Source organism: Mycobacterium sp. NGS50 (assembly GCF_059812545.1).
The window spans coordinates 65,411-87,786 of sequence record NZ_JCALCW010000018.1 but is presented as its reverse complement, the minus strand read 5'-3'; the positions used below and the strand labels follow the sequence as shown (position 1 = coordinate 87,786).

At 70.2% G+C, this 22,376-nt stretch carries 23 protein-coding genes; 11 read left to right on the top strand and 12 right to left on the bottom strand.

Translation table 11 applies throughout. The annotated features are described in order from the left end of the window. The first annotated feature begins 37 nt into the window (after window positions 1-37). On the top strand, window positions 38-397 hold the full coding sequence (locus AC5Y36_RS14565) for a DoxX family protein (protein ID WP_500041627.1): 360 nt from the start codon (window positions 38-40) through the stop codon (window positions 395-397). Here the strand turns inward: AC5Y36_RS14565 and AC5Y36_RS14560 are convergent. The 3 genes from AC5Y36_RS14560 to AC5Y36_RS14550 form a co-directional block, all read right to left on the bottom strand. Next, window positions 378-3,683, bottom strand: a complete 3,306-nt coding sequence (locus tag AC5Y36_RS14560; protein ID WP_500041626.1) for an ATP-dependent helicase — start codon at window positions 3,681-3,683, stop codon at window positions 378-380. The genes AC5Y36_RS14565 and AC5Y36_RS14560 overlap by 20 nt on opposite strands. Beyond that, window positions 3,626-6,688, bottom strand: a complete 3,063-nt coding sequence (locus AC5Y36_RS14555) for an ATP-dependent helicase (protein WP_500041656.1) — start codon at window positions 6,686-6,688, stop codon at window positions 3,626-3,628. Before AC5Y36_RS14555 ends, AC5Y36_RS14560 begins: the two co-directional genes overlap by 58 nt. A 281-nt stretch (window positions 6,689-6,969) precedes the next feature. Continuing rightward, window positions 6,970-7,392: an Hsp20/alpha crystallin family protein gene (locus AC5Y36_RS14550; protein ID WP_500041625.1), complete on the bottom strand. Its 423-nt coding sequence runs from the start codon at window positions 7,390-7,392 to the stop codon at window positions 6,970-6,972. 117 nt (window positions 7,393-7,509) lie between these two features. Here AC5Y36_RS14550 and AC5Y36_RS14545 point away from each other — a divergent pair, with 117 nt between their 5' ends. The 3 genes from AC5Y36_RS14545 to AC5Y36_RS14535 all read left to right on the top strand — a co-directional run bounded on the left by AC5Y36_RS14545 (window position 7,510) and on the right by AC5Y36_RS14535 (window position 9,023). After that, window positions 7,510-7,878, top strand: coding sequence for a MerR family transcriptional regulator (locus tag AC5Y36_RS14545; protein WP_500041624.1), 369 nt, complete (start codon window positions 7,510-7,512; stop codon window positions 7,876-7,878). A 61-nt stretch (window positions 7,879-7,939) separates the two neighbouring features. Beyond that, complete coding sequence (locus AC5Y36_RS14540; RefSeq protein WP_500041623.1) at window positions 7,940-8,722, top strand: alpha/beta fold hydrolase; 783 nt, start codon at window positions 7,940-7,942, stop codon at window positions 8,720-8,722. A gap of 4 nt (window positions 8,723-8,726) precedes the next feature. After that, window positions 8,727-9,023, top strand: a complete 297-nt coding sequence (locus AC5Y36_RS14535; protein WP_500041622.1) for an MGMT family protein — start codon at window positions 8,727-8,729, stop codon at window positions 9,021-9,023. 87 nt (window positions 9,024-9,110) lie between these two features. Here the strand turns inward: AC5Y36_RS14535 and AC5Y36_RS14530 are convergent, their stop codons facing one another. From AC5Y36_RS14530 to AC5Y36_RS14520, 3 genes are read right to left on the bottom strand one after another with little or no spacing between them, the layout of a single operon-like run. Then, entirely contained in the window at window positions 9,111-9,965 is an 855-nt protein-coding gene (locus AC5Y36_RS14530; protein WP_500041621.1) for a TIGR02569 family protein, read from the bottom strand. A gap of 35 nt (window positions 9,966-10,000) precedes the next feature. Beyond that, the gene (moeZ, locus tag AC5Y36_RS14525; RefSeq protein ID WP_500041620.1) at window positions 10,001-11,176 is read right to left on the bottom strand and encodes an adenylyltransferase/sulfurtransferase MoeZ; all 1,176 of its coding nucleotides are present in this window, start codon (window positions 11,174-11,176) and stop codon (window positions 10,001-10,003) included. Between the two features lie 45 nt (window positions 11,177-11,221). Beyond that, window positions 11,222-12,247 (bottom strand): DUF3152 domain-containing protein, encoded by a 1,026-nt coding sequence (locus AC5Y36_RS14520; RefSeq protein ID WP_500041619.1) that lies wholly within the window; start codon window positions 12,245-12,247, stop codon window positions 11,222-11,224. 177 nt (window positions 12,248-12,424) lie between these two features. On the opposite strand from AC5Y36_RS14520, the gene fasR reads away from it, so the two are divergent. Beyond that, window positions 12,425-13,075 carry an HTH-type transcriptional activator FasR gene (gene fasR, locus AC5Y36_RS14515; RefSeq protein WP_500041618.1) on the top strand — a complete coding sequence of 217 codons (651 nt, stop codon included), beginning with the start codon at window positions 12,425-12,427 and terminating at the stop codon, window positions 13,073-13,075. Here fasR and AC5Y36_RS14510 read toward each other — a convergent pair. Continuing rightward, window positions 13,065-13,319: a DUF3107 domain-containing protein gene (locus AC5Y36_RS14510; protein ID WP_500041617.1), complete on the bottom strand. Its 255-nt coding sequence runs from the start codon at window positions 13,317-13,319 to the stop codon at window positions 13,065-13,067. The two genes, fasR and AC5Y36_RS14510, sit on opposite strands and share 11 nt — an antisense overlap. A gap of 162 nt (window positions 13,320-13,481) precedes the next feature. Between AC5Y36_RS14510 and AC5Y36_RS14505 the strand changes: the two genes are divergently transcribed. After that, window positions 13,482-14,165, top strand: a complete 684-nt coding sequence (locus AC5Y36_RS14505; protein ID WP_500041616.1) for an MmpS family transport accessory protein — start codon at window positions 13,482-13,484, stop codon at window positions 14,163-14,165. On the opposite strand, the gene AC5Y36_RS14500 is transcribed toward AC5Y36_RS14505, so the two are convergent. The 3 genes from AC5Y36_RS14500 to AC5Y36_RS14490 are packed head-to-tail and all read right to left on the bottom strand — an operon-like array spanning window position 14,166 to window position 15,719. After that, on the bottom strand, window positions 14,166-14,576 hold the full coding sequence (locus tag AC5Y36_RS14500) for a VOC family protein (protein ID WP_500041615.1): 411 nt from the start codon (window positions 14,574-14,576) through the stop codon (window positions 14,166-14,168). A 5-nt stretch (window positions 14,577-14,581) separates the two neighbouring features. Beyond that, window positions 14,582-15,025 (bottom strand): helix-turn-helix transcriptional regulator, encoded by a 444-nt coding sequence (locus tag AC5Y36_RS14495; protein WP_500041614.1) that lies wholly within the window; start codon window positions 15,023-15,025, stop codon window positions 14,582-14,584. A 7-nt stretch (window positions 15,026-15,032) separates the two neighbouring features. Then, window positions 15,033-15,719, bottom strand: coding sequence for a ferritin-like fold-containing protein (locus tag AC5Y36_RS14490; protein WP_500041613.1), 687 nt, complete (start codon window positions 15,717-15,719; stop codon window positions 15,033-15,035). A 325-nt stretch (window positions 15,720-16,044) separates the two neighbouring features. Here AC5Y36_RS14490 and AC5Y36_RS14485 point away from each other — a divergent pair, with 325 nt between their 5' ends. Together AC5Y36_RS14485 and AC5Y36_RS14480 are read left to right on the top strand one after the other, a co-directional pair. Further along, window positions 16,045-17,541, top strand: coding sequence for a DEAD/DEAH box helicase (locus AC5Y36_RS14485; RefSeq protein ID WP_500041612.1), 1,497 nt, complete (start codon window positions 16,045-16,047; stop codon window positions 17,539-17,541). A 3-nt stretch (window positions 17,542-17,544) separates the two neighbouring features. After that, window positions 17,545-18,759: an Rv3212 family protein gene (locus AC5Y36_RS14480; RefSeq protein WP_500041611.1), complete on the top strand. Its 1,215-nt coding sequence runs from the start codon at window positions 17,545-17,547 to the stop codon at window positions 18,757-18,759. Between the two features lie 85 nt (window positions 18,760-18,844). Here the strand turns inward: AC5Y36_RS14480 and AC5Y36_RS14475 are convergent, their stop codons facing one another. Further along, on the bottom strand, window positions 18,845-19,645 hold the full coding sequence (locus AC5Y36_RS14475; RefSeq protein WP_500041610.1) for a ParA family protein: 801 nt from the start codon (window positions 19,643-19,645) through the stop codon (window positions 18,845-18,847). A 140-nt stretch (window positions 19,646-19,785) separates the two neighbouring features. On the opposite strand from AC5Y36_RS14475, the gene AC5Y36_RS14470 reads away from it, so the two are divergent. The 3 genes from AC5Y36_RS14470 to AC5Y36_RS14460 are packed head-to-tail and all read left to right on the top strand — an operon-like array spanning window position 19,786 to window position 21,951. Continuing rightward, a complete protein-coding gene (locus AC5Y36_RS14470; protein ID WP_500041609.1) occupies window positions 19,786-20,385 on the top strand; it encodes an acid phosphatase in 600 nt (199 codons plus the stop codon). Then, the gene (locus tag AC5Y36_RS14465; RefSeq protein ID WP_500041608.1) at window positions 20,382-21,479 is read left to right on the top strand and encodes an isochorismate synthase; all 1,098 of its coding nucleotides are present in this window, start codon (window positions 20,382-20,384) and stop codon (window positions 21,477-21,479) included. Before AC5Y36_RS14470 ends, AC5Y36_RS14465 begins: the two co-directional genes overlap by 4 nt. Window positions 21,480-21,525: 46 nt before the next feature. Further along, window positions 21,526-21,951, top strand: coding sequence for a GNAT family N-acetyltransferase (locus AC5Y36_RS14460; protein ID WP_500041655.1), 426 nt, complete (start codon window positions 21,526-21,528; stop codon window positions 21,949-21,951). On the opposite strand, the gene AC5Y36_RS14455 is transcribed toward AC5Y36_RS14460, so the two are convergent. Continuing rightward, the gene (locus AC5Y36_RS14455) at window positions 21,948-22,340 is read right to left on the bottom strand and encodes a hypothetical protein (protein WP_500041607.1); all 393 of its coding nucleotides are present in this window, start codon (window positions 22,338-22,340) and stop codon (window positions 21,948-21,950) included. The genes AC5Y36_RS14460 and AC5Y36_RS14455 overlap by 4 nt on opposite strands. Between the last annotated feature and the right edge of the window lie 36 nt (window positions 22,341-22,376).

Below are 22,376 nucleotides of genomic sequence, written 5' to 3'. Positions count from 1 at the left end.
CGACCCGCTATCAGACGGTGCACCCCACAATGTAACCATGACTCCCGCCCACCGGCTTGCCGCGCTGCTGCTCGGCATGGGTTCGCTGCACTTTGTGGCGCCGAAGCCCTTCGATGCGATCATCCCCACCGAGCTGCCCGGCAGCCCGCGCCTGTACACCTATGCATCGGGGGTGGCCGAGCTGGCCGCCGGCGCGTTGCTGTTGGCGCCCCGGACCCGTCGGCTCGGCGCCTCGGCCGCCGTCGCCGTGTTCGTCGGTGTATTCCCCGGCAACCTGAACATGGTGCGCATGTGGTGGAACAAACCATGGCCGATGCGGATCGGGGCGATCGCCCGCCTGCCGCTGCAGATTCCGATGATCGTCGCAGCGCTGCGGATCAGGCGGGACCCGGCGTAGACGGGCAGAGCAGCGTCGCCAGGTCGTCGAGTTCCGGCAGCTCGGTGGGGACGACGGTGGTGCCCAGGCGCACGTAGTGGAATACGGTACGCACCGCGGATTCCGGGCAGTCCGCCAGTGCCGCCCACGCCAGCCGGTAGACGCCGAGTTGGACCGCGGCGGCGCGGGCGGCATCCTGCCCGGCGGGCGGGTCGCCGGTCTTCCAATCCACCACGGTGAAACCGCCGTCGGCGTCGGCGAACACCGCATCGATGCGGCCGCGCACCACGGTGTCATCCAGGGCCATCTCGAACGGCACCTCAACCGCGACGGGAGTGCGCGACGCCCACGGCGACCCCTGGAACGCCGCCTGCAAGTCCGCCAGGTCCTCGGCGTCGGCCTGTGCGACCTCGGTGTCCGCCGCCCCGGGCAGGTCGACCAGGTCGAACAACCGCTCGGCGCCGTAGAAACGCTGCACCCAGTCATGAAAAGCGCTGCCGAGCCGGGCATGCGGGTCCGGCCGGGTGGGCAGTCGACGCGCCAGCCTGCGCCGCGCGCCGGCCGGGTCGCGGCCCAGATCGACCAGATTGCTGACCGACACCTGGCTGGGCAGCACCGCATCCGGCGCTGTCGCAGCCCGGGCCCGCTCGGCCAGCAGGGCGTCGACGTCGGCGGCCCAACCGGCAGGATCCGCCCCGGCATCCAGGTCACCGCTCATCGCGGCGGACACCAGCGCCGCCCCGGCCTGGACGTCGCGGCGCCGGATACCCAGCGGGTCCGCGGGCCAGACCGCTTCGACAGCGTTGCCGCGCAGCGGGTTCGGCTCTCCGTCCGCGGGCGCGGATGCCCACTGTTCGATGACGCCCGCCCCCGTCTCCTCGACCGCCGCTTTGAGTTCGGTGAGGAACTCCGACGGCCCCCGCGGCTTGACCCCGGTGTCGCCCCAGTGGTACCCAGACACCAGCAGCGTGTCTTCGGCGCGGGTGATCGCCACGTACAGCAGCCGGCGCTCCTCGTCGACACGCCGCTGATCCAGTTGACGCCGATGCTCGGCGATCTTGTCGGACAACTGCTTTCGGTCGGTGACATCGGAGGTGTCCAGTACCGGGACACCATGGGCCCCCAGTGACACGCGGTCACCGCGCAGCAGCGGCGGCAATTCGCCGGCGTCGGTCAACCAGCTGCCCCCCACCGCGGTGGACGGGAACACCCGGGCAACCAGATGCGGCACCGCCACGATCTGCCATTCCAGGCCCTTGGCGGCGTGCACCGTGAGCACCTGCACCCGGTCGGCCGCGGCGACGGGAGGCGCTGGGGTCAAACCGTTTTCGACGATCTCAGCGGCGTCCAGGTAGGCCAGCAGGCCGCCCACGGTGGCGGCCGCGGCGTTGCCCGCGGCGCGTTCGGCGTAGCCGGCGACCACGTCGCCGAAGGCGTCGAGGTTCTCCGCGCCGCTCCAGCCGGCCCCAGTAGTCCGCGCCGCTCGGGCTTCGATCTCCACTCCCAGTACCCGGCGAACCTCGGCGACCAGGTCGGTCAGCGGGTGCGACAGCCGGGTGCGCAACGCCGTCAACTCGTCGGCTAGCGCCGCTAGGCGCCGAAACCCGACATCGGAATAGCGGTGTGCCGGACCGGGATCGGCGACCGCATCGGCCAAGCATGCGGTATCGGAGTCGGGTCCGGCTTGTGCGGCGATCTGCTCGAGGGCAGGCCCGTCGGCGCGGCTCGGCGCCGCGAGTTCCCCAGCCCGGCGCCACAACGCGGCCAGGTCGGCGCCGCCGAGGCGCCAGCGCGGCCCGGTCAGGACTCGCATGGCCGCGGCACCGGCGGCCGGATCGGCCACCAGTCGCAGCATCGCCACCACATCGGCGACCTCGGGCACCGACAGCAGACCGGCCAACCCCACCACCTCCACCGGGACGCCGCGGGCGGCGATCGCCGCGGCCATCGGCGCCGCATCGGCGTTGCGGCGCACCAGAACTGCCGCGGTGGGCGGAGCAAGGCCGGCTGCCCGGGCCTGCCGGTAACGCTGCTGTAGGTGATCGGCCACCCATTCCCGTTCGGCGGCGATATCGGCGAGCAGGGCCGCGCAGACGCTGCCGTGCGGCGCGTCCGGGCGGGCGCGCAGCGTGCGCACGGCGACCGAGCGCCGCCGCGCTTCCGCCGAGACCGCGTTGGCGACCTGCAGCACCTCGGGCGGGTTGCGCCAACTGGTACGCAGTTCCAACGTGGGTGCCGGACTGCCGTCCGAGCGCGGAAAGTCGGTGGCGAACCGGGGCAGGTTGGTTGCCGAGGCACCGCGCCAGCCGTAGATCGACTGGATCGGGTCGCCGACCGCGGTCAGCGCCAGCTGGTCGTCGACTCCCCCGCCGAACAACGCCGACAGCGCGACGCGCTGAGCGTGCCCGGTGTCCTGGTACTCATCGAGCAGCACCACCCGGTAGGTGCTGCGCAACTGCTGCCCGACCTGAGGAAACGCGGTCGCCAGCCGGGCGGCGGAGGCCATCTGCGTCCCGAAGTCCATCACCTTCTGGGCCCGCATCCGCTGATGCAGCGCATCGATGAGCGGTACCACCTCGGCGCGATGGGTCTGGGTGTCCAGCAACCGCAGCAACCACTGGCTGGGGCTGCCCCGCTGGTAGCGCCCGGCCGGCAGGGTGAGAATCAGCCGTTCCAACTCGCCGTGGGTGTCGCGAAGCGCGTCGGTGTCCACCAGGTGTTCGGCCAGCTGCCCGGACAGCGCCAACATCATCGCCGTGACCGCGGCCGGATCCTTGTCGGTGTCCAGCGCACCGGTATAGCCGCTGACGACGTTGAAGGCCAGCTGCCACCGTTCGGTTTCGCTGAGCAGTCGGCTGTCGGGTTCCACGCCGAGCAGCACCCCGTGTTCCCGCAGCAGCGAACCGGCGAAGGCGTCGTAGGTGCTGACGGTGGGGGTGGCCGCCGCCTCCACGGCGGGAGCGCCGGATACCAGTCCGGTGCCGGCGAGCCGGGCCAGCCGGGTCCGCACCCGGCGCAGCAGTTGGCCGGCGGCCTTGCGGGTGAACGTCAATCCCAGCACCTGACCCGGGTCCGCGAAACCGTTGGCGACCAGCCAGACCACCCGCGCGGCCATCGTCTCGGTTTTGCCGGCGCCCGCACCGGCGATCACCACCAGCGGGCCCGGCGGCGCGGCGATCACCGCGGCCTGCTCGTCGGTCGGCTGATGCAGGCCGAGTTCGGCGGCCAGGTCGGCGGGGCTGTACCGGGTCACTGCGCGGGCTCCGCGTGGGCGGGACAATTCGGCCGGATCGGGCAGTGCCGGCAACTGTCGTTGACCCGGGCGACGAACTGCGGGCCGGCGGTGGCGGCGGCCGCCTGCGCCAGCCGCGCCCGCCATTCGTCGCCGGCCTGCGGGGTCAGCGCGTCCTGCTCTCGTTCGGTGGCGCCGGCAGCACCGGGTTTGGCGGGGTAGACCAGCCGCGCTCCGCCCGGCTGTTCGCCCCGGCCCAGCAGGCCGCGTGATACCGCCAGCTGGTAGGCGGCCAGCTGGGCGTGCCGCTGCGCGTCGTCCTTGGTGGCCGGGGATTTCGCGGTTTTGATGTCGACGATGACCAACCGGCCGGCGGCGTCGCGCTCCACTCGGTCGACCCGGCCACGCAGCCGGACACCGTCCACCATCCCGTCGACGTCGACTTCCACACCGACCTCGGTCAGATGGCCGCGGGTTGCTGCCCGCCACTCCAGGAACCTCAGCAGCATGGCGCGATGCCGGGCCAGTTCGTTGGCCGCGTACCACGGCGACTCGAACGGCAGCTGCGGCCACACCCGTTCGAGTGCATCGACCAGTTGTTGTTCGGTTCGTCCCGGCTCGGCGATCAGCGCGTGCAGCAGCGATCCGACCGCCGAGCCCAGATCCCGCCGGTCGGATCCGCCGTGTCGCTCGGCCAGCCAGCGCAGCGGACAGTCGGTGAGGGTTTGCACCGTGGACGGCGACAGTGTGACGACGTGGTCCGGCCCCCGCCACAGCGGCTCGCTGGTGCTGTCCGGCAGCATTCCGTACCACCCGGCCGGGTCCGCGCCCGGCACGCCGGCGTCGGCAAGCCGTGCCAATTGTGTTGCCGCGCAGGCCCGGGAGGCAGCGTCGACGGCGTCCTGCGGCGCGCACACCACTGCGCGGAGCCGGCCCACCACGGCCGGTACGGATAGCACCGGCGGGGCGACCGCGGGTGTGGAATCGGCTGTCGCGGTGGCGAACTGCGCCAATTCGGTGAAGAAGACGGACGGCATCTCCTCGCCGTCGCAGGCTTCACCGTCGACCGCGGTGACCACCAGCCGGCGACGTGCGCGGCCCAGTGCCGCCACCAGCAGCCGGCGCTCCTCGGCCAACAGCGGTGCCCGCGCGGAGGCGTCCGCACCGATGCCGTCGAGCCGGTCGAGCAGTTGCTGGGTGCGCAGCACCCCGCCGCGTGGCACGGTGTTGGGCCACAACCCGTCCTGAAGGCCGGCGACGACCACCAGATCCCACTCACGCCCGAGCGCCGCGTGCGCGCTGAGCACCGTGACCGCCTCGGTGTGCGGCGCCGGTTCGGGCTGCGTCGGCGCCAGCTGCAGCGCGATGACGTGGTCGACGAGCCCCGGTAGCGACGCCCCGGCGGTGCGGGATACGTATTGCTCGGTGAGGTCGAACAAAGCGGTCACCGCGTCCAGGTCGCGACCGGCCTGCGCGCCGGCCGTCCCGCCGCGCTCGCTGGTTGCGAGCCAGCGCTGCTGCAGACCGGATTTGTGCCAGGCCTGCCACAGCGCGTACCGCGGATCGTCGCCGCAGTCGGCGGCGGCCTTCAGCACCGCACGCACCCGTCGTACTGAGCGCGCAGTGCGCTCGGGCAGCCGATCCGGGTCCGCACCGGCGATCACCGCCGCCAACTGATCGCCGAAGTCTCCCGACGCCGACCGGTCCAGGATGCGCCGCAGCTGACGTAACGAGATCGGGTCCACCCGTCCGATCGGGCCCGTGATCAGGGCCAGCGCGCGCTCCCCGGTCAGCCGGTCGCCGGCCGCCGCCAGCACGGTGAGCAACGCGGCCACCGCGGGCTGCTCGGCCAGCGAGCCGCGACCGGCAGCCGGCGCGGCCACCGGGACACCGGCGGCGGCCAGCGCACGCGGCAGCCGCGCCGCGGCCCGCGGCACCGACCGCACGATCACCGCCATCTGCGACCAGGGAACGCCGTCGATCAGGTGGGCTCGACGCAGCGAGTCGGCGATCAGCGCCGCCTCGGCGTGACCGGAACCGGCCCGTTGCACCCGCACCGATCCCTCGTCGACTCCGGTGGGCTCGATGACCCGTCCGGCCCCGGCGCCCGGCAGCCGCCCGGCGATGCCGCTGATGGCGCGGGCCACGGCGGGTGCGCAGCGATGCGACACCGACAACGCCACCGACGGGGTGTCCCCGCCCAGCAGCGCGCCCGGATCAGCGCCGCGGAACCCGAATACCGCCTGGTGTGGGTCTCCGGCGAGCAGGGTCGCCTCGGCCCCGCCGCTCAGTACCCGCACCAAACGGGCAGCCTGCGGGTCGAGTTGTTGCGCGTCGTCGACCAGTAACACCCGCAGGCGCGCGCGTTCTGCGCTCAGCAGTTCCGGATCGGTCGCAAACGCGTCGAGCGCCGCGCCGACAAGTTCGGCGGCACCCAGCGCCGGCATCGTCGCTTGCGGGGCGGCGGTGCCCACGGCGGCCCGCAGCAACATCACCTGCTCGTACTGCTGCGCGAAGCGGCCGGCCGACGTCCACTCCGGTCGCGCCGCTGACCGCCCCAGCCGCTGCAAAGCGAGCGGGTCGATGCCCCGTTCGGCGCAGCGGGCCAACAGATTGCGAAGTTCGGTGGCGAAGCCGTCGGTACCCAGCGCCGGGCGCAGCGCCTCCGGCCAGTCGCCGCCGTCCTCGAGGTCCCCGGCGAGCAACTCCCGGATGATGCCGTCCTGCTCGGCGCCGGTGAGCAGCCGCGGCGGCGGTCCGCCGCTGCGCTGGGCGGCCAGCCGCAGCACCGCGAACGCATAGCCGTGCACGGTGCGCACCAGCGGTTCTCGGATCACCGGCCGACCGGCGGGGCGGGCCCGCAGCAGCGCGGTCGTCATCGCGGCGCGTGCTGCGGTCGCGATCCTGCCGGGGGTGAGCAGCAGTACCGACTCGGGGTCGGCCCCGGCGGCGACGTGTGCGACGGCGGCGTCGACCAGCAACGTGGTCTTGCCGGTGCCCGGACCGCCCAGCACCCGCAGAACGCCGCGCCGCGCCGGATCCAGCGCGGCGCGCGCCTCGAGACCCCAGCGTTCACTCACCCGGCCATCACACCACCGGGGTCTGACAAACCCGGGCGACACACCCAGCGCCGCACCGCCGGTGCGGGTGGGCACGCGGGCCGGAATCGGCGCCGCGCGCCCACCCTCGGTGATGACAGCCGTGCGGTCCTCGCGAAACAGCCACGACAAGTGGCGATGCGCCTGCCGGCGCCGATGAACGGCGTCCGTCACGCCTCAGGTGTCGCAGTAGGTGGGACGGCACGGAGTCACCGCGTGGTCTCCGGCGCGCGCCTCAGCACCTTGAGACTGCCCCGGGCCGCTCAGGCGTTGATCGCCTCGCGCTCGCCCTCGTGACTGATGGCGATGCGGCGCGGCTTGGCGCGCTCGGCCACCGGAATGGCGAGCCGTAGCACGCCGTCGTTGTAGCTGGCGGCAATCTTTTCGGTGTCGAGGTTGTCGCCGAGGAACAGCTGACGGCTGAACACGCCGCGCGGGCGTTCCGCCGACACCATCTCTCGGCCAGGATCGAGCTCCGGGCGCTCCGCTCGGACGGTGAGCACGTTGCGCTCGACGTCGAGGTCCAGCGAATCCGGCCGCACTCCAGGCATATCGAACTCCACAATGAACTGATCACCGTCGCGCCACGCGTCCATCGGCATGACGGCCGGCCGGGCGGCCGTGCCCAGCACCTGTTGGGCCAACCGGTCCAGGTCGCGGAACGGATCTGTACGCATCAGCATCATATTTCACCTCCTCGCCACGTATTAAATCTATGACATCTGATGCAGATTCTTTATTATCACTTGCGGTAGGCTTCCGCAAGGGGGTTCATCATGTTTTCTGGACGGATGGAGCAGTAAGTGACCGATGGCTCGGCATCGCGGTCTGCGCGGGGCGTGTACGGCATCTCGGTGGCCTCCGAGCTGTCGGGAATCGGCCAGCAGACGTTGCGGCTTTACGAGCGGTGGGGGCTGCTGACTCCGGGCCGCACCGACGGCGGTACCCGGCGCTACAGCGACGACGATCTCGACCGTCTCAAGCACATCACCGACCTCGTCGCGCAAGGAGTAAACCTGGCCGGCATCGGCCAGATCTTGGACCTCGAGACCCGGAACACCCAGCTGGAGGCCCACAACACGGCGCTGCGCACCGACAATGCCAGGTTGAGAGCCGATCGGGGATTGCCCGCGGACGGCCGGCCCGGAAAAAGGGGGCGACGCAGCCCGTGATCGGTGCGCCCGGCCGCCCCGCCGCGACGGTCCGGGCCGGGCGGCTGGCAACATCAGCAGGATGAGCGGCCTTTTGCACGCGCACCGCTACGGGCCACCCGGACCGGCGCGAATCCTGGCGATCCACGGCCTGACGGGTCACGGCCAGCGCTGGCAGCACTTGTCCGAAGACCACCTGAGCGAGTTCAATGTGCTCGCACCGGATCTGCTGGGCCACGGTCGTTCCTCGTGGGCGGCACCGTGGACCATCGACGCCAACGTCGCGGAGCTCGTGACGCTGCTGGAGCAGCACGCCGACACGCCGGTGCTGGTGGTCTCGCATTCGTTCGGCGGTGCCATCGCGCTTCGTCTGGCCGCGGACCGACCGGATCTGGTGGCGGCGCTGGTGCTGCTGGACCCTGCCGTCGGTCTGGATGGCGAATGGATGCGCGACATCGCCGAGGCGATGCTGGCCTCGCCCGACTACCCCGATGCCGCCGAAGCCCGTGCCGAGAAGGAGCACGGCTCGTGGGCCGACGTGGACCCGGCGGTGCTGGATGCCGAACTCGACGAACACCTGATCACCCTGCCGAATGGGCGTTACGGCTGGCGGATCAGCGTGCCGGCGATGATGTCCTACTGGAGCGAACTGGCCCGCGACGCCGTGTTGCCGGCGCCGGGCATCGCGACGACCCTGGTACGGGCGAGTCGAACCACACCGCCGTATGTGGGTGAGGACCTGATCGCGGGGCTCAGCGCGCGACTGGGACCGGCCTTCCGGCTGGTGGATATGGACTGCCATCACATGGTGCCGCACGCGCGGCCCGCCGAGGTCGCCGAGCTGATCCGCGAGCGGCTGCGCTGACCTGATGGCTGCGGTAACCGACGAACAGGTGGAGGCGGTCCGCGCCCTGGTCGCGGCGATTCCCGCCGGACGCGTCGCCACCTACGGCGATATCGCTTCCGCGGCAGGGCTTTCCAGCCCGCGCATCGTCGGATGGATCATGCGCACCGACTCCGCGGACCTACCGTGGCATCGGGTGATCCGTGCGTCCGGGCGACCGGCTCCCCACCTGAGCACCCGCCAACTCGAACGGCTGCGCGCCGAAGGGGTGCTGGCCGATGACGGCCGGGTCAGGCTCGCCGAGGTCCGGCATATCTTCTAACACGTCCTAGCGCGCCGAGTGTCGAGCTGTTGCACGCCTCGAGCCGACGGACCGTGCATCAAGTCGACATTCGCTGAGAAGCCCCGACTACAAAATCAGCCGGATCAGTCCCGCGGTGCGGGCCAGCCCGGGAAACGCCTCCGCGGTGGACCGCGGGTGCAAGGCATGGACCGCGAGCCGGAAAATCAACGCCCGCAACAGCATCTGCGGCCATTCCGGCATCGCATCCCACCGTTCGATGAGACCGTCGTCGGCCTCGGCCCACGACAGGGCATCCACCACGACCACCCCCGCGGCCCAGGATGCGGGCCGCCAATACGGGGTGATGTCGGTGACGCCCGGCGCGGCGGCGCCGGCGAACAGCACCGTGCCGTACAAGTCGCCGTGAACCAGCTGATTCGGGCTCTTGGTCGGCTTGCGCAGCCCGGCCAACTGTTTGACCAGATCGATCGAGCGCTGCGCGTCGGCTGATCCGGGAGCCACCCGTGCCCCCGACGGCAACGAGGCGAACGGACGCTCCTCCCAAGCTGCCCGATCAGCGGCGATGAACACGTCGACCTCGGCCCACGGCGCGACCGGCGCCTGGGTCAGGAACCGCGGCCGCTCCAGCTTGCTGGTGGCCTCGTGCAGCCGGATCGCCGCCGACACCACTTCGTCGTGGCGTGGTTCGGGTGCGCCGGCGACGAACGTGTCGGCCCGCCACCCCGACACGACATAGCGGCCATCGGTGGAGCGCACCGGACGGGCCAACCGCACCCCGTCGACGAACAACGTTTCGCGGACCTTGGCCGACCAGGCGGCGCGCGCATGATCGGCCACCAAGGACAGCACCACTTCCCCACAGCGCCAGCCACCCTCCCAACTGGCACCCAGCGGGGCGGCGCGCACACCGCTCAAGCCGAACGCCGCCAGCACATGTTCGGGCGGCGGCTCGAGGGTCACCCCGTTAGCCTAACGGTGCAACGGCCCGCAACGGCTCAGTACATGACCATGTCGGGCTGCATCTGCTTGGCCCACGCCACAATTCCGCCCCGCAGGTGCACGGCATCGGCGAATCCGGCCTTCTTCAACGTCGCCAACACCTCGGCCGACCGAACGCCGGTCTTGCAGTACAGCACCGCAATCCGGTCCTGCGGCAGCTTGGCCAGACCCTCACCGGAGTCGATCGTCGACTGCGGGATCAGCTCGGCGCCCTCGATGTGATTGATCGCCCACTCCACCGGCTCACGCACGTCGATGACGGCCACCTTGGCCCCGGAGTCCAACAATTGCCGCAGCTCAAGCGGGGTGATCGTGGCGTCGGCGACTGCTTCGGCCACATCGGGCACCACCCCGCAGAACTGTTCGTAGTCGATCAGTTCGGTGATTTTCGGGGTCGCCGGATCCTTGCGGAGCGTGATGGTGCGGTAACTCATCTCCAACGCGTCGTACAGCAACACCCGTCCCAGCAGCGACTCGCCGATCCCGGTGATCAGCTTGATCGCCTCGGTGCCCATCACCGCGGCGACCGAGGCGCACAGCACGCCCAGCACACCGCCCTCGGCGCACGACGGCACGGTGCCCGGCGGCGGCGGCTCCGGGTACAGGTCGCGGTAATTCAGGCCGCGTCCGTCGGGTGCGTCCTCCCAGAACACGGCGGCCTGCCCCTCGAAACGGTAGATCGACCCCCACACATACGGCTTGTGCGCCAGCACCGCAGCGTCGTTGACCAGGTAGCGGGTGGCGAAGTTGTCGGTGCCGTCCAGGATCAAGTCGTATTGCGCGAACAGGTCGACGGCGTTGGCCGACGTCAACCGCTCCTCGTGCAGCCGCACCCGCACCAACGGGTTGATCGCGGCGATCGAGTCGCGGGCGGACTGCGCCTTGGGCCGGCCGATGTCGGAGACCCCGTGAATGATCTGGCGTTGCAGATTGGACTCGTCGACGACGTCGAAGTCGACGATGCCCAGCGTCCCGACCCCGGCAGCCGCCAGGTACAGCAGGGTGGGGGCGCCCAGGCCGCCGGCACCGATAACCAACACCCGCGCGTTCTTCAGCCGTTTCTGCCCGTCGACACCCATGTCGGGGATGATCAGGTGGCGGCTGTAGCGGGCGACCTCGGCGGGGGTCAGCTCAGCTGCCGGTGTGACCAGCGGCGGCAGAGGCGTGCTCATGCCACCGACGATACGGCGAACGCTGCGGGGCTCGATTGCCCGGCTTCAGGCGATCGGGTACGGCCACGGATTGAACCGACAGGTCTTGCCGTCGGCCTTCACCCAGTCCGGGTCGAACGTTGCGGCGTCGTCATCGGAGGTGGAGAACGTCTGCTGCATCATCACCGGGGCCAGTCCGCCCTGCTTGTCGCATGACTCGTGCTGCTGGTAGCCGATGGCGTGGCCGACCTCGTGGTTGATCAGGTACTGCCGGTAGGAACCGGTATCGCCCTGGAACGGGATCGCCCCGCGCATCCAGCGCGCTTCGTTGATGAACACCCGCGGCTGCTTGTCGAACCCGTAGACCGGGTTGTAACAGGACGACTCCAGCTGGATGTCGTAGCCGCAGCCCTCCCGCACCGTCAGCGGCGAGGTCAGCGAGATCCTGAAATCCGGTTCACCGACGTCGATACGGATGAAGGCGAACTGCGGGTTGTGGATCCAACTCCGGGGGTCCGTCAGCGTCTTGTCGACCATGCTGGCGAACGCCTCGGCACCACCGAACGGGGCGGTGTCGATTCCGCCTTCGACCTCGACGGTGTAGCGGAAGGTCTTGACGGTGCCCTCACCGATCTTGTCGGTGACGCCGGGCACCACGTACCAGGTTTTGTCGCCTGCTTCGGTGAACGCTCCCCCGTCGGGCAGCTGGCCGGCGGGCAGGCTGGCGTCGAATTCGGTCAGTCCCCGCGGCGGCGCACCGATGATCGCGGTGCCCGATGCCCCGATGGTCGGCGGCCCCTGGACCGGCGGGTCAATGGCCGGAGCCGGCGCGCTGGTGCCGGTCACCGTCTGATACAGCACCACCCCGGTGACCGCCACCAGCACCGGCAGCGCATAGGCTCGCCAGCCGTAGGTGGACACGAACCGTCCCAGCCATGTCTGCTTGCGCCATTGGCGGCGGGTGTCGCGATTGGACCGAGCCCGCCCGGACTCCCCGGCGAGGGGGTCACGCTGGGCGCGTAGCGGCTCTCGCCACTCGTCGCGGAGCATCGGCACTCCACCGCCGCCGCGCCGCGCCGGGTCGTAGGTCACCGTCCCAGGATGGCACAACCCGCTTTAGCTGGGATTCCTGGCGCGCCGAAGCCGATCCCACCGCCCCGGTACAGGCCTGCGGTGCAGGGCAGCCGGAGGCGACGGTAGTAATGTCTGTTGCGACAAGCCGCCGGCGTGTAGTGATCGCTAGCGGCAATAACGCAGATTGAGGACTCGATGAGCGAAGTTGCCCCGACGACCGAACGCAGCGCCAACCCGGCCAGCGGCAACCGTCGCGGCAACCGGCTACCGCGCGACGAACGCCGCGGTCAGCTGCTCATCGCCGCCAGCGAGGTGTTCGTCGACCGCGGGTATCACGCCGCCGGAATGGACGAGATCGCCGACCGGGCGGGCGTGAGCAAACCTGTTCTCTACCAACACTTCTCATCCAAGCTGGAGCTGTATCTGGCGGTCCTGCAACGGCATGTGGAGAACCTGGTGTCGGGGGTGCGCCAAGCGCTGCGCACCACCACCGACAACCAGCAGCGGCTGCGCTCGGCGGTCCAGGCGTTCTTCGACTTCATCGAGCACGACGGCCAGGGTTACCGGCTGATCTTCGAAAACGACTACGTCAGCGAGCCGCAGGTGGCTGCCCAGGTCCGGGTGGCCACCGAGTCCTGCATCGACGCCATTTTCGACCTGGTCAGCCACGACTCCGGGCTGGAGCCGCACCGCGCCCGGATGATCGCGGTGGGGCTGGTCGCGTTGAGTGTCGACTGCGCCCGCTACTGGCTGGACAGCGACCGCCCGATCTCCAAAGAAGCCGCGGTCGAAGGCACCGTGGTGTTCGCCTGGGGCGGGCTATCGCACGTCCCCCTTACCCGCTAGCGGGACCCGCCCCGATGCCGAAGCCGACCCGGCGGCTGTCGGCCACCCCGATCTCGACATAGGCGATCTTGGCCGTCTGAACCAGGAATCGGCGGCCCTTCTCGTCGCTCAGAGCCAGCACCGCCGAGCCCTCGGCGCCCTTGCCCAGCGCGTCGGTGACCAGACTCTCAACTTCGTCGGGCGTCTGCGCACTGGCGAAGACCAGTTCCCGCGAACTGTCCGTGACCCCGATCTTGACCTCCACGCTGGCCCCTTTCTCGTTAGGCGTTCGTACGCAGGCTAGTAGACGCCGCCGAGCGATGGTGCGTGCCAGTCGTTCGCCGTGCGCATAACGGAGCGACAACAATGCCGTAACGCCCCCGCGCGCCACGGTGGCCTGCAGATATTCGCCACATACCGTCGACGCGTGTACGACTTGAGGACTCGCGAACAGGGTTCCCCGGGATACGTCGACTATCCCGAGGACGACTACGCCGACTACGGGTACGACGCCGATTACGACGACTACGACGAGTACGCCGCGCCCGTCGATCAGCGGTGGCGTCCCATCGCCGTGGTCGCCGGTGGCGTGTTCCTGGCCGCCGCTGTCACCACCGCGGTGATCCTCAACAGCGACAGCGGCGGCGCCCAGGAGACCGTGGTCGGGCCGCCCCCGACCCGCACCGTGGTCGCCACCCCAACAGCCCCGGCCCCCAGCGCGTCGCGGTCCCCGGAGACGGTGACCACCCTGACCCCGGCGGTGCCGCCGAGTCAGTCCTCGGTGGAGCCGGCACCGCCCGCGGCGCCCGAAGCCGCCGTCCCTGCGCCGCCAATGGTCAATCCGCGCACCGTCGTCTACCGGGTGACCGGCACCAAACAGCTGCTCGACCTGGTCAGCGTGGTTTACACCGACGAACAGGGCGTCCCGCACACCGAGCTCAACGTGGCGTTGCCGTGGACCAAGACGGTGGTGCTGAACCCCGGGGTGAACATCGAGTCGGTGACGGCGACGAGCCTGTTCGGACAGCTGAACTGCTCGATTGTCGACGCCGCCGGCCAGCCGCTGGCAGTGTCGGCCAACAACTCGATGGTCACCACCTGCACCCGCTGATCAGGCCCGGTGCTGAATGCGGACCATGTTTCCGGCCGGATCCCGCAGCGCACAGTCGCGCACCCCGTACGGCTGGTCCGTGGGCTCCTGGACCACCTCGACATCCCCGGACTGCACTCGTTCGAATGTGGCGTCGAGATCCTTGGTGGCCAGCAGCAGCGTGGCGTAGGTGCCCTTCGCCATCATCTCGGCGATGACCCGCCGCTCGTCATCGGTGACGCCGGGGTTGGCGCCGGGCGGATACAGCACGATTGACGTGTCGGGCTGGTCGGGAGGACCAACCGTGATCCAGCGCATCCTGCCGTTGCCGACGTCCAGGCGCACCTCGAAGCCCAAAACGTCGCGATAGAACGCCAGCGACGCTTCCGGGTCGTCGTGTGGCAGGAAGCTGGAATGAATGGTGATGTTCATGACGGTCACGGTAGGTGCAGCGTGATCGCCGGCGCTTCTCGATTCCTGACCGGTCTGCTCACCTGTTTCTCGAGGCACGACGGGATCCCCGCGGTGAGATGGGCGGTCCGGTCCCGGTAGCTGCTCGGCGGCATCCCGACAAGTTCGGTGAAGCGGGAGCTGAAGGTGCCCAGCGATGCGCAGCCGACCGCAAAACAAACCTCGGTGACGCTCAGATCGCCACGACGCAACAGCGCCATCGCGCGCTCAATGCGCCGGGTCATCAGGTAGGAGTACGGCGATTCGCCGTAGGCGATCTTGAACTGGCGCGAGAGGTGCCCGGCCGACATGTGCACGCCGCGAGCCAGCGCCTCGACGTCCAGCGGTTGCGCGTAATCCCGGTCGATCCGGTCACGGACCCGACGCAGCCGCGCGAGGTCGCGCAGGTGCTGGGCGGGCGTGCTGGTCACGGGCAGATCAGGCCAGGCCGAGCTCGCGCATCCGTTGGTCGTGGGTGTGCTGCAACCGTTCGAAGAAGCCGGTGAGCTGGCCCAGCCCGGCTGGCCCGGACATCACCAGGTCGACCAGTTCGTCGTGGTCGGCCAGCACGTACTGAGCCTGGGTGAACGCCTCGCCGAGCAGTCGGCGCGACCACAGCGCCAGGCGGCTGCGCTGCTTGGCCGTGGCTGCCCGCACCTCGGCGACGACGAACTGGGAGTGTCCTGTCTCGGCCAGCACGGCACGGACCACGTCGGCCGTCTCGGCGGGCAACCCGCCGGCGATCTCCAGGTACAGGTCGGCGGCCAGCGCGTCCCCGACATAGGTCTTGACCAGGGCTTCCAGCCACGTACTCGGCGTGGTCAGCCGGTGATAGGCCTCCAGGGCGGGGGCGTACTTCGACATCGCCGCCACCACATCGATACCGCGCTGCTCCAACGCGTCGCGCAGCAATTCGTAGTGCCCCATCTCCGCGGCGGCCATGCTCGCCATCGAAATGCGCCCGCGCAGGTCAGGTGCCATCCGCGCCTCATCGGTGAGCCGATAGAACGCGGCCACTTCGCCGTAGGCCAAAAACGCGAACAACTCGTTGATGCCGGGGTGGTCCGCTGGCAGCCGCGACGCCGGAGGATCGGTCAACTGGTCTGCTGGCGGAGGCGAACTCATGCGGCCACTTTAAGCCCATCTGGTGGTGACCCGCTGCGCCCGGCTTCGCCGCCCTGGCGATCACCCCGCCGCCCATCTGGTGGTGACCCGCTGCGCCCGGCTGACGCTCACCGCTCGCGCGGATGCGGGTTCACAGCCCACGACCAAGTACCATGAAGAGCGGATAGTGCCCAGACGGCGCTACCGAAGAAATGTGCGTGCACGCAGTCGGCCCCGCCCAGATGAGCGCGGCGGCCGCCACCGGCAAAGTTCGACCGTCACCTCGTGCGCGCCCGAAACCCTCGATGACGCACACGAGACTGACACCGAAAGGCCTTTGCCACGCATGAGCCCGCTTCTGCATACCCCCCATACCACCTTCGCCACCTTGGGCGTTCGCGATGAGATCGTGCGCGCGCTGGCCGAAGACGGCATCGAGTCGCCGTTCGCCATCCAAGAGTTGACGCTGCCGCTGGCGCTGGCCGGCGACGACCTGATCGGGCAGGCCCGCACCGGGATGGGCAAGACCTACGCGTTCGGCGTTCCGCTGCTGAACCGGGTCACCGCCGACGACACCCGCCCGCTGACCGGCGCGCCGCGCGCCCTGGTGGTGGTTCCCACCCGCGAATTGTGCATCCAGGTGTACGGCGACCTGACCGGCGCCGCCAAGTACCTCACCGCGGGCGACCGGCCGTTGTCGGTGGTGTCGATCTACGGCGGACGTCCCTACGAGCCGCAGATCGAGGCGCTGCAGGCCGGCGCCGACGTGGTGGTGGGCACCCCGGGCCGGCTGCTGGACCTGGCCCAGCAGGGCCACCTGCAGCTGGGCGGGCTGTCGGTGCTGGTGCTCGATGAGGCCGACGAGATGCTGGACCTGGGGTTCCTGCCCGACATCGAGCGCATCCTGGCCCAGATCCCCGACGACCGCCAGTCGATGCTGTTCTCGGCGACGATGCCCGACCCGATCATCACGCTGGCCCGCACCTTCATGAACCAGCCGACGCACATCCGCGCCGAGGCACCCCAGGATTCGGCGGTGCACGACAACACCAAGCAGTTCGTGTACCGCGCGCACGCGCTGGACAAGGTCGAAATGCTCAGCCGGGTGCTGCAGGCCAACGGCCGCGGCGCCACCATGATCTTCACCCGCACCAAGCGCACCGCCCAGAAGGTCGCCGACGAGCTGGCCGAACGCGGCTTCAAGGTGGGCGCCGTGCACGGCGACCTGGGCCAGGTGGCCCGCGAGAAGGCCCTCACCTCGTTCCGCAAGGGCGACATCGACGTGCTGGTCGCCACCGATGTCGCTGCCCGTGGCATCGATATCGACGACGTCACCCACGTCGTCAACTACCAGTGCCCCGACGACGAGAAGACCTACGTGCACCGCATCGGCCGCACCGGCCGCGCCGGCCGAACCGGCATCGCGGTCACCCTGGTGGACTGGGACGAGCTGGCCCGCTGGACGCTGATCGACAAGGCGCTGGACCTGGGCTGCCCCGAGCCCGCCGAAACCTACTCCAGCTCCCCGCACCTCTACGAGGAACTGGACATTCCTACCGAGGCCACCGGCACCGTCGGCTCGCCGCGCAAGTCACCGGTCAAACGGGCCGCGCGTGATGACAAGGGCGACAAAGCCGACAGCGCCGGTTCGCGGCGCCCGGCCAGCAACCGGACCCGGCAACGCACCCGCGGCGGCAAAGCCGTCACCGGCCCGGTCACCAACGGTGAGGCCCCGGCCGCCGAGGCCGCCGCGGCCCCGTCGTCCGGCGAGCACGCCGGACGCCGTCGCCGCCGGCGCCGTCCCCGCAAGGCGGCGGAAGCCGGCGCGGCGACCGCCGACTAACGAATGGTCAAACCCGAGCGCCGCACCAAGGCCGACGTCATGGCCGTCGCGGCGATCATCCTGGTCGTCTCCGTCGCCGCCGCCCTGATCTGGTGGACCAGCGACGCCCGCGCCACCCAGAGCCGACCTGCCACGTCCCCCGGGCCGGAGCCGTCCGCGGCCCGCGAGGTGCCGGCGACGCTGTCCCAGCGCTGGAGTGTCGCCAGCCCGGCAACCAGCCGCCCCGTCCTGGTGTCCGGAACGCTGGTCACCGGCGACGGGCACCAGATGGATGGGCGTGACCCGGGAACCGCGGAATCCCGGTGGAGTTACGCCCGTGACCGCGACCTGTGTGCGGTGTCGTACGTCTACCACTACGCGCTGGCCGTCTACCCCGACGCCCGGGGCTGCGGGCAGGTCAGCGCGGTCAATGCGGCCACCGGTCAGCGGGGCCCCGCGCGTACCAGCTACTCCGACAAGCACGTCAGCGTGACCTCCAACGGCTCGGCGGTGCTGTCGGCCGGTCCGACCCGGCTGGAGCTGTGGCGATCGGATCTGGTCCGGATGCTGTCCTACGGGGAGATCGACGCGCCGGTCAAGCCGTCGCTACACGGTCTGGGCACCGGGTGCACCCTGTTGTCGGCGGCGGCCGGATCCTCGGCGGTGTCGGTGCTGGAATCCTGCCCGGACCAAGCCGATGTGCGGCTTGCCCTGTTGCGAGCGGGCAAGGATGAGGACGAGCCCGAGGCGCGTTATGTCCCGCTGCCGGGAGTCAACGCCGATTCCGGTGCCCGGGTGCTGGCCGTCTCGGACAACCAGACCCTGGTGTACCTGCCGGCCGCCAAACCGCGGGTCGACGTGTTTGACCAGGCCGGCGCCACCGTGTCCAGCACCCTGTTGGGCAGCGCTGCAGCGGCGGCGGCCGCGGTCTCCAGCACCGGCGACGTCGTCACCTGGTGGACCGGCAGCGACGTGTTGGTGTTCAACGCGGCGAACCTGACCTACCGCTACACCATTCACCCGGAGGGAGATTCGGTTCCGGTCGGTCCGGGCGCGATCATGGCGGGCAGACTGCTGGTCCCGGTCAGCGATGGACTCGGCGTCTACGCGCCGGCCAGTGGAGAGCGCGAACGTGTGATCGCACTGACTCGACCCGACGGGCCTGCCGCGGTGATTCCCGCGGTGTCGGGCTCGACGGTGATCGAACAGCGCGGTGACACCCTGGTGGGGCTGCGCTGAGTTCCCTCGCGAGGGTGCACACCTGTACGGGATTACCCCGCGAAACCTGGCATTCTGTGCACGTTCGCGGCCAACGGACCAGACGCTAGACGTCCGGGGTGAACGTAGGCAGCGCCTTGCCGGACTTCCAGTGCTTCAGCAGCCCCGCGGCCAGCTCCCGGTAGGCGCCCGCCCCCTTGTTCTTGCGCCCGGCCAGCACCGACGATCCCGACGCGCTGGCCTCGGCGAACCGGACGGTGCGGGGAATCGGTGGGGCCAACACGGGCAGGTCGTAACGGTCGGCGACGTCGAGCAGCACATCACGGCTATGCGTGGTGCGCGAGTCGTACAGCGTCGGCAACGCGCCCAGTAAGCGCAGGTTCTGGTTGGTGATCTGCTGGACGTCGGACACCGTCCGCAGGAACTGCCCCACCCCGCGGTGCGCCAGCGTCTCGCACTGCAGCGGCACGATGACCTCGTCAGCAGCGGTCAGGCCGTTGAGCGTCAGGACTCCCAGCGACGGCGGGCAGTCGATGATCACCACGTCGAAGGAGTCGGCGATCTTGTCCAGCGCCCGTTTGAGGGCGTACTCGCGGCCGGCCCGCATCAACAGCATCGCCTCGGCGCCGGCCAGGTCGATGTTGGCCGGCAGCAGGGTCATGCCCTCGGCGGTGTCCACCAGCGCAGCGTTGGGCTCCACGTCGCCGAGCAGTACTTCATGCACCGACACCGGCAGCTTGTCGGGATCCTGGCCCAGCGAGAACGTCAGGCAGCCCTGGGGGTCGAGGTCGACGAGCAGGACCCGCCTTCCCTGGTCCACCAACGCCGCTCCCAGCGACGCCACCGTCGTCGTCTTGGCCACCCCACCCTTCTGGTTGGCCACCGCCAGAACCCGGGCTTCAGTCACAGGCGCCACTCCTCCTCATCGCTTCGCTCTGCATCGTCGTCGGCGCGGGCCATTGGCACCGCTCCTCCTCTCGCGTCGCACGGCGTTGTGCCGGCGGTCACAAGTGCCCATCCTGGCACCGTCGGGCACAATCGGTCGGCGTGGGCCTAGGAACTGTCGAGAATCATCGGCTGGTGCTGCTGCGCCACGGCGAGACGGAATGGTCGAAATCGGGCCAACACACCGGGCGCACCGACTTGGAGCTCACCGCCACCGGTCGCCGGGAGGCGCGCGGCGCCGCCGGCGTGGTGAGCGCACTGAACCTCGATCAGCCGCTCGTGATCAGCAGCCCACGCCGCCGCGCGCAGGCCACCGCCGAGTTGGCGGGCCTGCGTGTCGACGCGACCTCCGAGTTGCTCGCCGAATGGGATTACGGTTCGTATGAGGGGCTGACCACCGCGCAGATCCGCGAATCCCAACCCGGGTGGCTGGTATGGACGCACGGCTGCGCGGACGGTGAAAGTGTCGCGGCGGTCAGCGACCGCGCCGATGAGGCGGTGCAGCTGGCGTTGGCCGCGTTGGTTTCGCGTGACGTGGTGTTCGTCGGACACGGCCACTTCTCCCGGGCGGTCATCACCCGCTGGCTCGAACTGCCGCTGGTCGAGGGCTCCCGCTTCGGCATGTCCGCAGGCTCGGTCGCCGTCTGCGGTTTCGAGCACGGGGTGCGTCAAATCGCTGCGCTCGGGTTGACCGGCCGGTGAGCGGCCCGCCGTTCGTCTTATGCGGGCCGACCGGGACGCTGTTCGCCGAGGGGGTACGTGCCCGCTATCGCGACGCCGCGACCGCGCAGGCCGCGCTGCGCTCGGGTGCGGCTCCAATCATGTTGGGAGCGTTACCGTTCGACGTTGCCGCACCCGCCGCACTGATTGTCCCGGACACGGTGACCCGATCCGGCGGATTCGACGAGCCACCGGCGGGTCCGCTCCCGACGGTCCGCATCGCCGCGACGATGCCGACGCCTGCACAGCATCGCGAGCGCATCCGCCGGGCGCTGGACGAGCTGACCGCGCCGGGCACGACACTGCGCAAAGTGGTGTTGGCCCGGGCGCTGCAGCTGGTGGCCGACGCTCCGCTGGATGCCATGACGATCCTGCGGCGGCTGATCGCCGCGGACCCCACCGGCTACGGCTACCTGGTCGACCTGACGGCGGCCGGTGACCCGTTTACCGGTACCGCCCTGGTGGGCGCCAGCCCGGAACTGCTGGTGGCACGCACCGGCGATCAGGTGACGTGCCGACCGTTCGCCGGATCCGCGCCGCGCTCAGCTGATCCCGAGCGCGACCGCGTCAGCGGCACCACCCTGGCGGCGTCGGGGAAGAACCGTCACGAACATCAACTGGTGATCGACACCATGCACGAGGCCCTGCAGCCGTTGTGCGTCGACCTGCAGATCGCCGCGGAGCCGCAGCTGAGCCACACCGCAGCGCTGTGGCACCTGAGCACACCGATCACCGGCCGGTTGCGTGATACCTCCATCACCGCACTGGATCTGGCGCTGGCGCTGCACCCGACGCCGGCGGTCGGCGGGGTGCCGACCAGCGACGCCGCCCGACTCATCACCTCGTTGGAGGGTGATCGCGGTTTCTATGCCGGCGCGGTCGGATGGTGCGACGCCGCCGGAGACGGCCGGTGGGTGGTGGCGATCCGCGGTGCACTACTGTCCGCCGACCGCCGCACTGTCATCGCGCATTCCGGTGGCGGGATCGTCGCCGAATCCGATCCAGATGACGAAGTAGCGGAAACCACAACGAAATTCACGACCATCCTCCGAGCACTGGGAGCGCACAGTGAGTGAAGGCATCCGGTCCGCCCAGCCCGCCGACGTCCCCGACATCACCGCGATGATCCACGAGCTGGCCGACTTCGAGCATGCCGCCGAACAATGCACGGTGACCGAAACACACATGCAGGAAGCCCTTTTCGGCGATCCAGCCACCGTACGCGCTCAGGTGGCCGAGGTGGACGGCGAGGTCGCAGCGGTGGCGCTGTGGTTCCACAATTTCTCCACCTGGGATGGCGTTGCGGGCGTGCACCTGGAAGACCTGTACGTACGGCCGCGATTTCGCCGGCGCGGGCTGGCGCGCGCATTGCTGCAGACGTTGGCCGCCGAATGCGTCACCAACGGCTACAGCCGGCTGTCGTGGGCAGTGCTGGACTGGAACAGCGACGCGATCGCGCTGTATGACGCGGTCGGCGGCCAACCGCAACACGGCTGGACCACCTACCGGCTGTCCGGTCCGGCTCTCACCGCGCTGGCAGCGGGCTAGCGGTCACGCGCGGCGATCCAGCGCACCGCGGCCGGACTGAACAGCAGCCCCAGCACGCCCAGCGCCAGCACACCAATCGGGATGCCGTAGCCCCACCGATGCGAATCGACCGCGACGTACCAGCTGACCGGCAGCAACAGCAGGTTGGCGAATACCGCGGCGCCGCGCCCCCAGGGCCGGCCGCGGGCCAACGCCCACCCGGCCCCCAGCACGCCGCCGCCGACCAGGGCGAAGCAGACGGCCAGGCTGGCTCCGCCGACGACACGCTGGTCGGCGCCGCCGATTCCCCGTAACACCAGCACCACCGCAACGACCAGCCCGACCGCGCCTTCGGCGGCGACCAGGAGGCCCGCGCGGCGCACGACTGCCGGGGCGACGGGGACGGTCATGCCGTCAGCGTAACCAGCCCGCGCCTAGACTCGGAC

Excerpts from the sequence above, each read along its gene's own strand:
- AC5Y36_RS14565 (WP_500041627.1), top strand. The coding sequence starts at position 38 with ATGACTCCCGCCCACCGGCTTGCCGCGCTGCTGCTCGGCATGGGTTCG.
- AC5Y36_RS14550 (WP_500041625.1), bottom strand. The coding sequence starts at position 7,392 with ATGATGCTGATGCGTACAGATCCGTTCCGCGACCTGGACCGGTTGGCC.
- AC5Y36_RS14540 (WP_500041623.1), top strand. The coding sequence starts at position 7,940 with ATGAGCGGCCTTTTGCACGCGCACCGCTACGGGCCACCCGGACCGGCG.
- AC5Y36_RS14535 (WP_500041622.1), top strand. The coding sequence starts at position 8,727 with ATGGCTGCGGTAACCGACGAACAGGTGGAGGCGGTCCGCGCCCTGGTC.
- moeZ (WP_500041620.1), bottom strand. The coding sequence starts at position 11,176 with ATGAGCACGCCTCTGCCGCCGCTGGTCACACCGGCAGCTGAGCTGACC.
- fasR (WP_500041618.1), top strand. The coding sequence starts at position 12,425 with ATGAGCGAAGTTGCCCCGACGACCGAACGCAGCGCCAACCCGGCCAGC.
- AC5Y36_RS14500 (WP_500041615.1), bottom strand. The coding sequence starts at position 14,576 with ATGAACATCACCATTCATTCCAGCTTCCTGCCACACGACGACCCGGAA.
- AC5Y36_RS14490 (WP_500041613.1), bottom strand. The coding sequence starts at position 15,719 with ATGAGTTCGCCTCCGCCAGCAGACCAGTTGACCGATCCTCCGGCGTCG.
- AC5Y36_RS14485 (WP_500041612.1), top strand. The coding sequence starts at position 16,045 with ATGAGCCCGCTTCTGCATACCCCCCATACCACCTTCGCCACCTTGGGC.
- AC5Y36_RS14480 (WP_500041611.1), top strand. The coding sequence starts at position 17,545 with ATGGTCAAACCCGAGCGCCGCACCAAGGCCGACGTCATGGCCGTCGCG.
- AC5Y36_RS14460 (WP_500041655.1), top strand. The coding sequence starts at position 21,526 with ATGATCCACGAGCTGGCCGACTTCGAGCATGCCGCCGAACAATGCACG.
- AC5Y36_RS14455 (WP_500041607.1), bottom strand. The coding sequence starts at position 22,340 with ATGACCGTCCCCGTCGCCCCGGCAGTCGTGCGCCGCGCGGGCCTCCTG.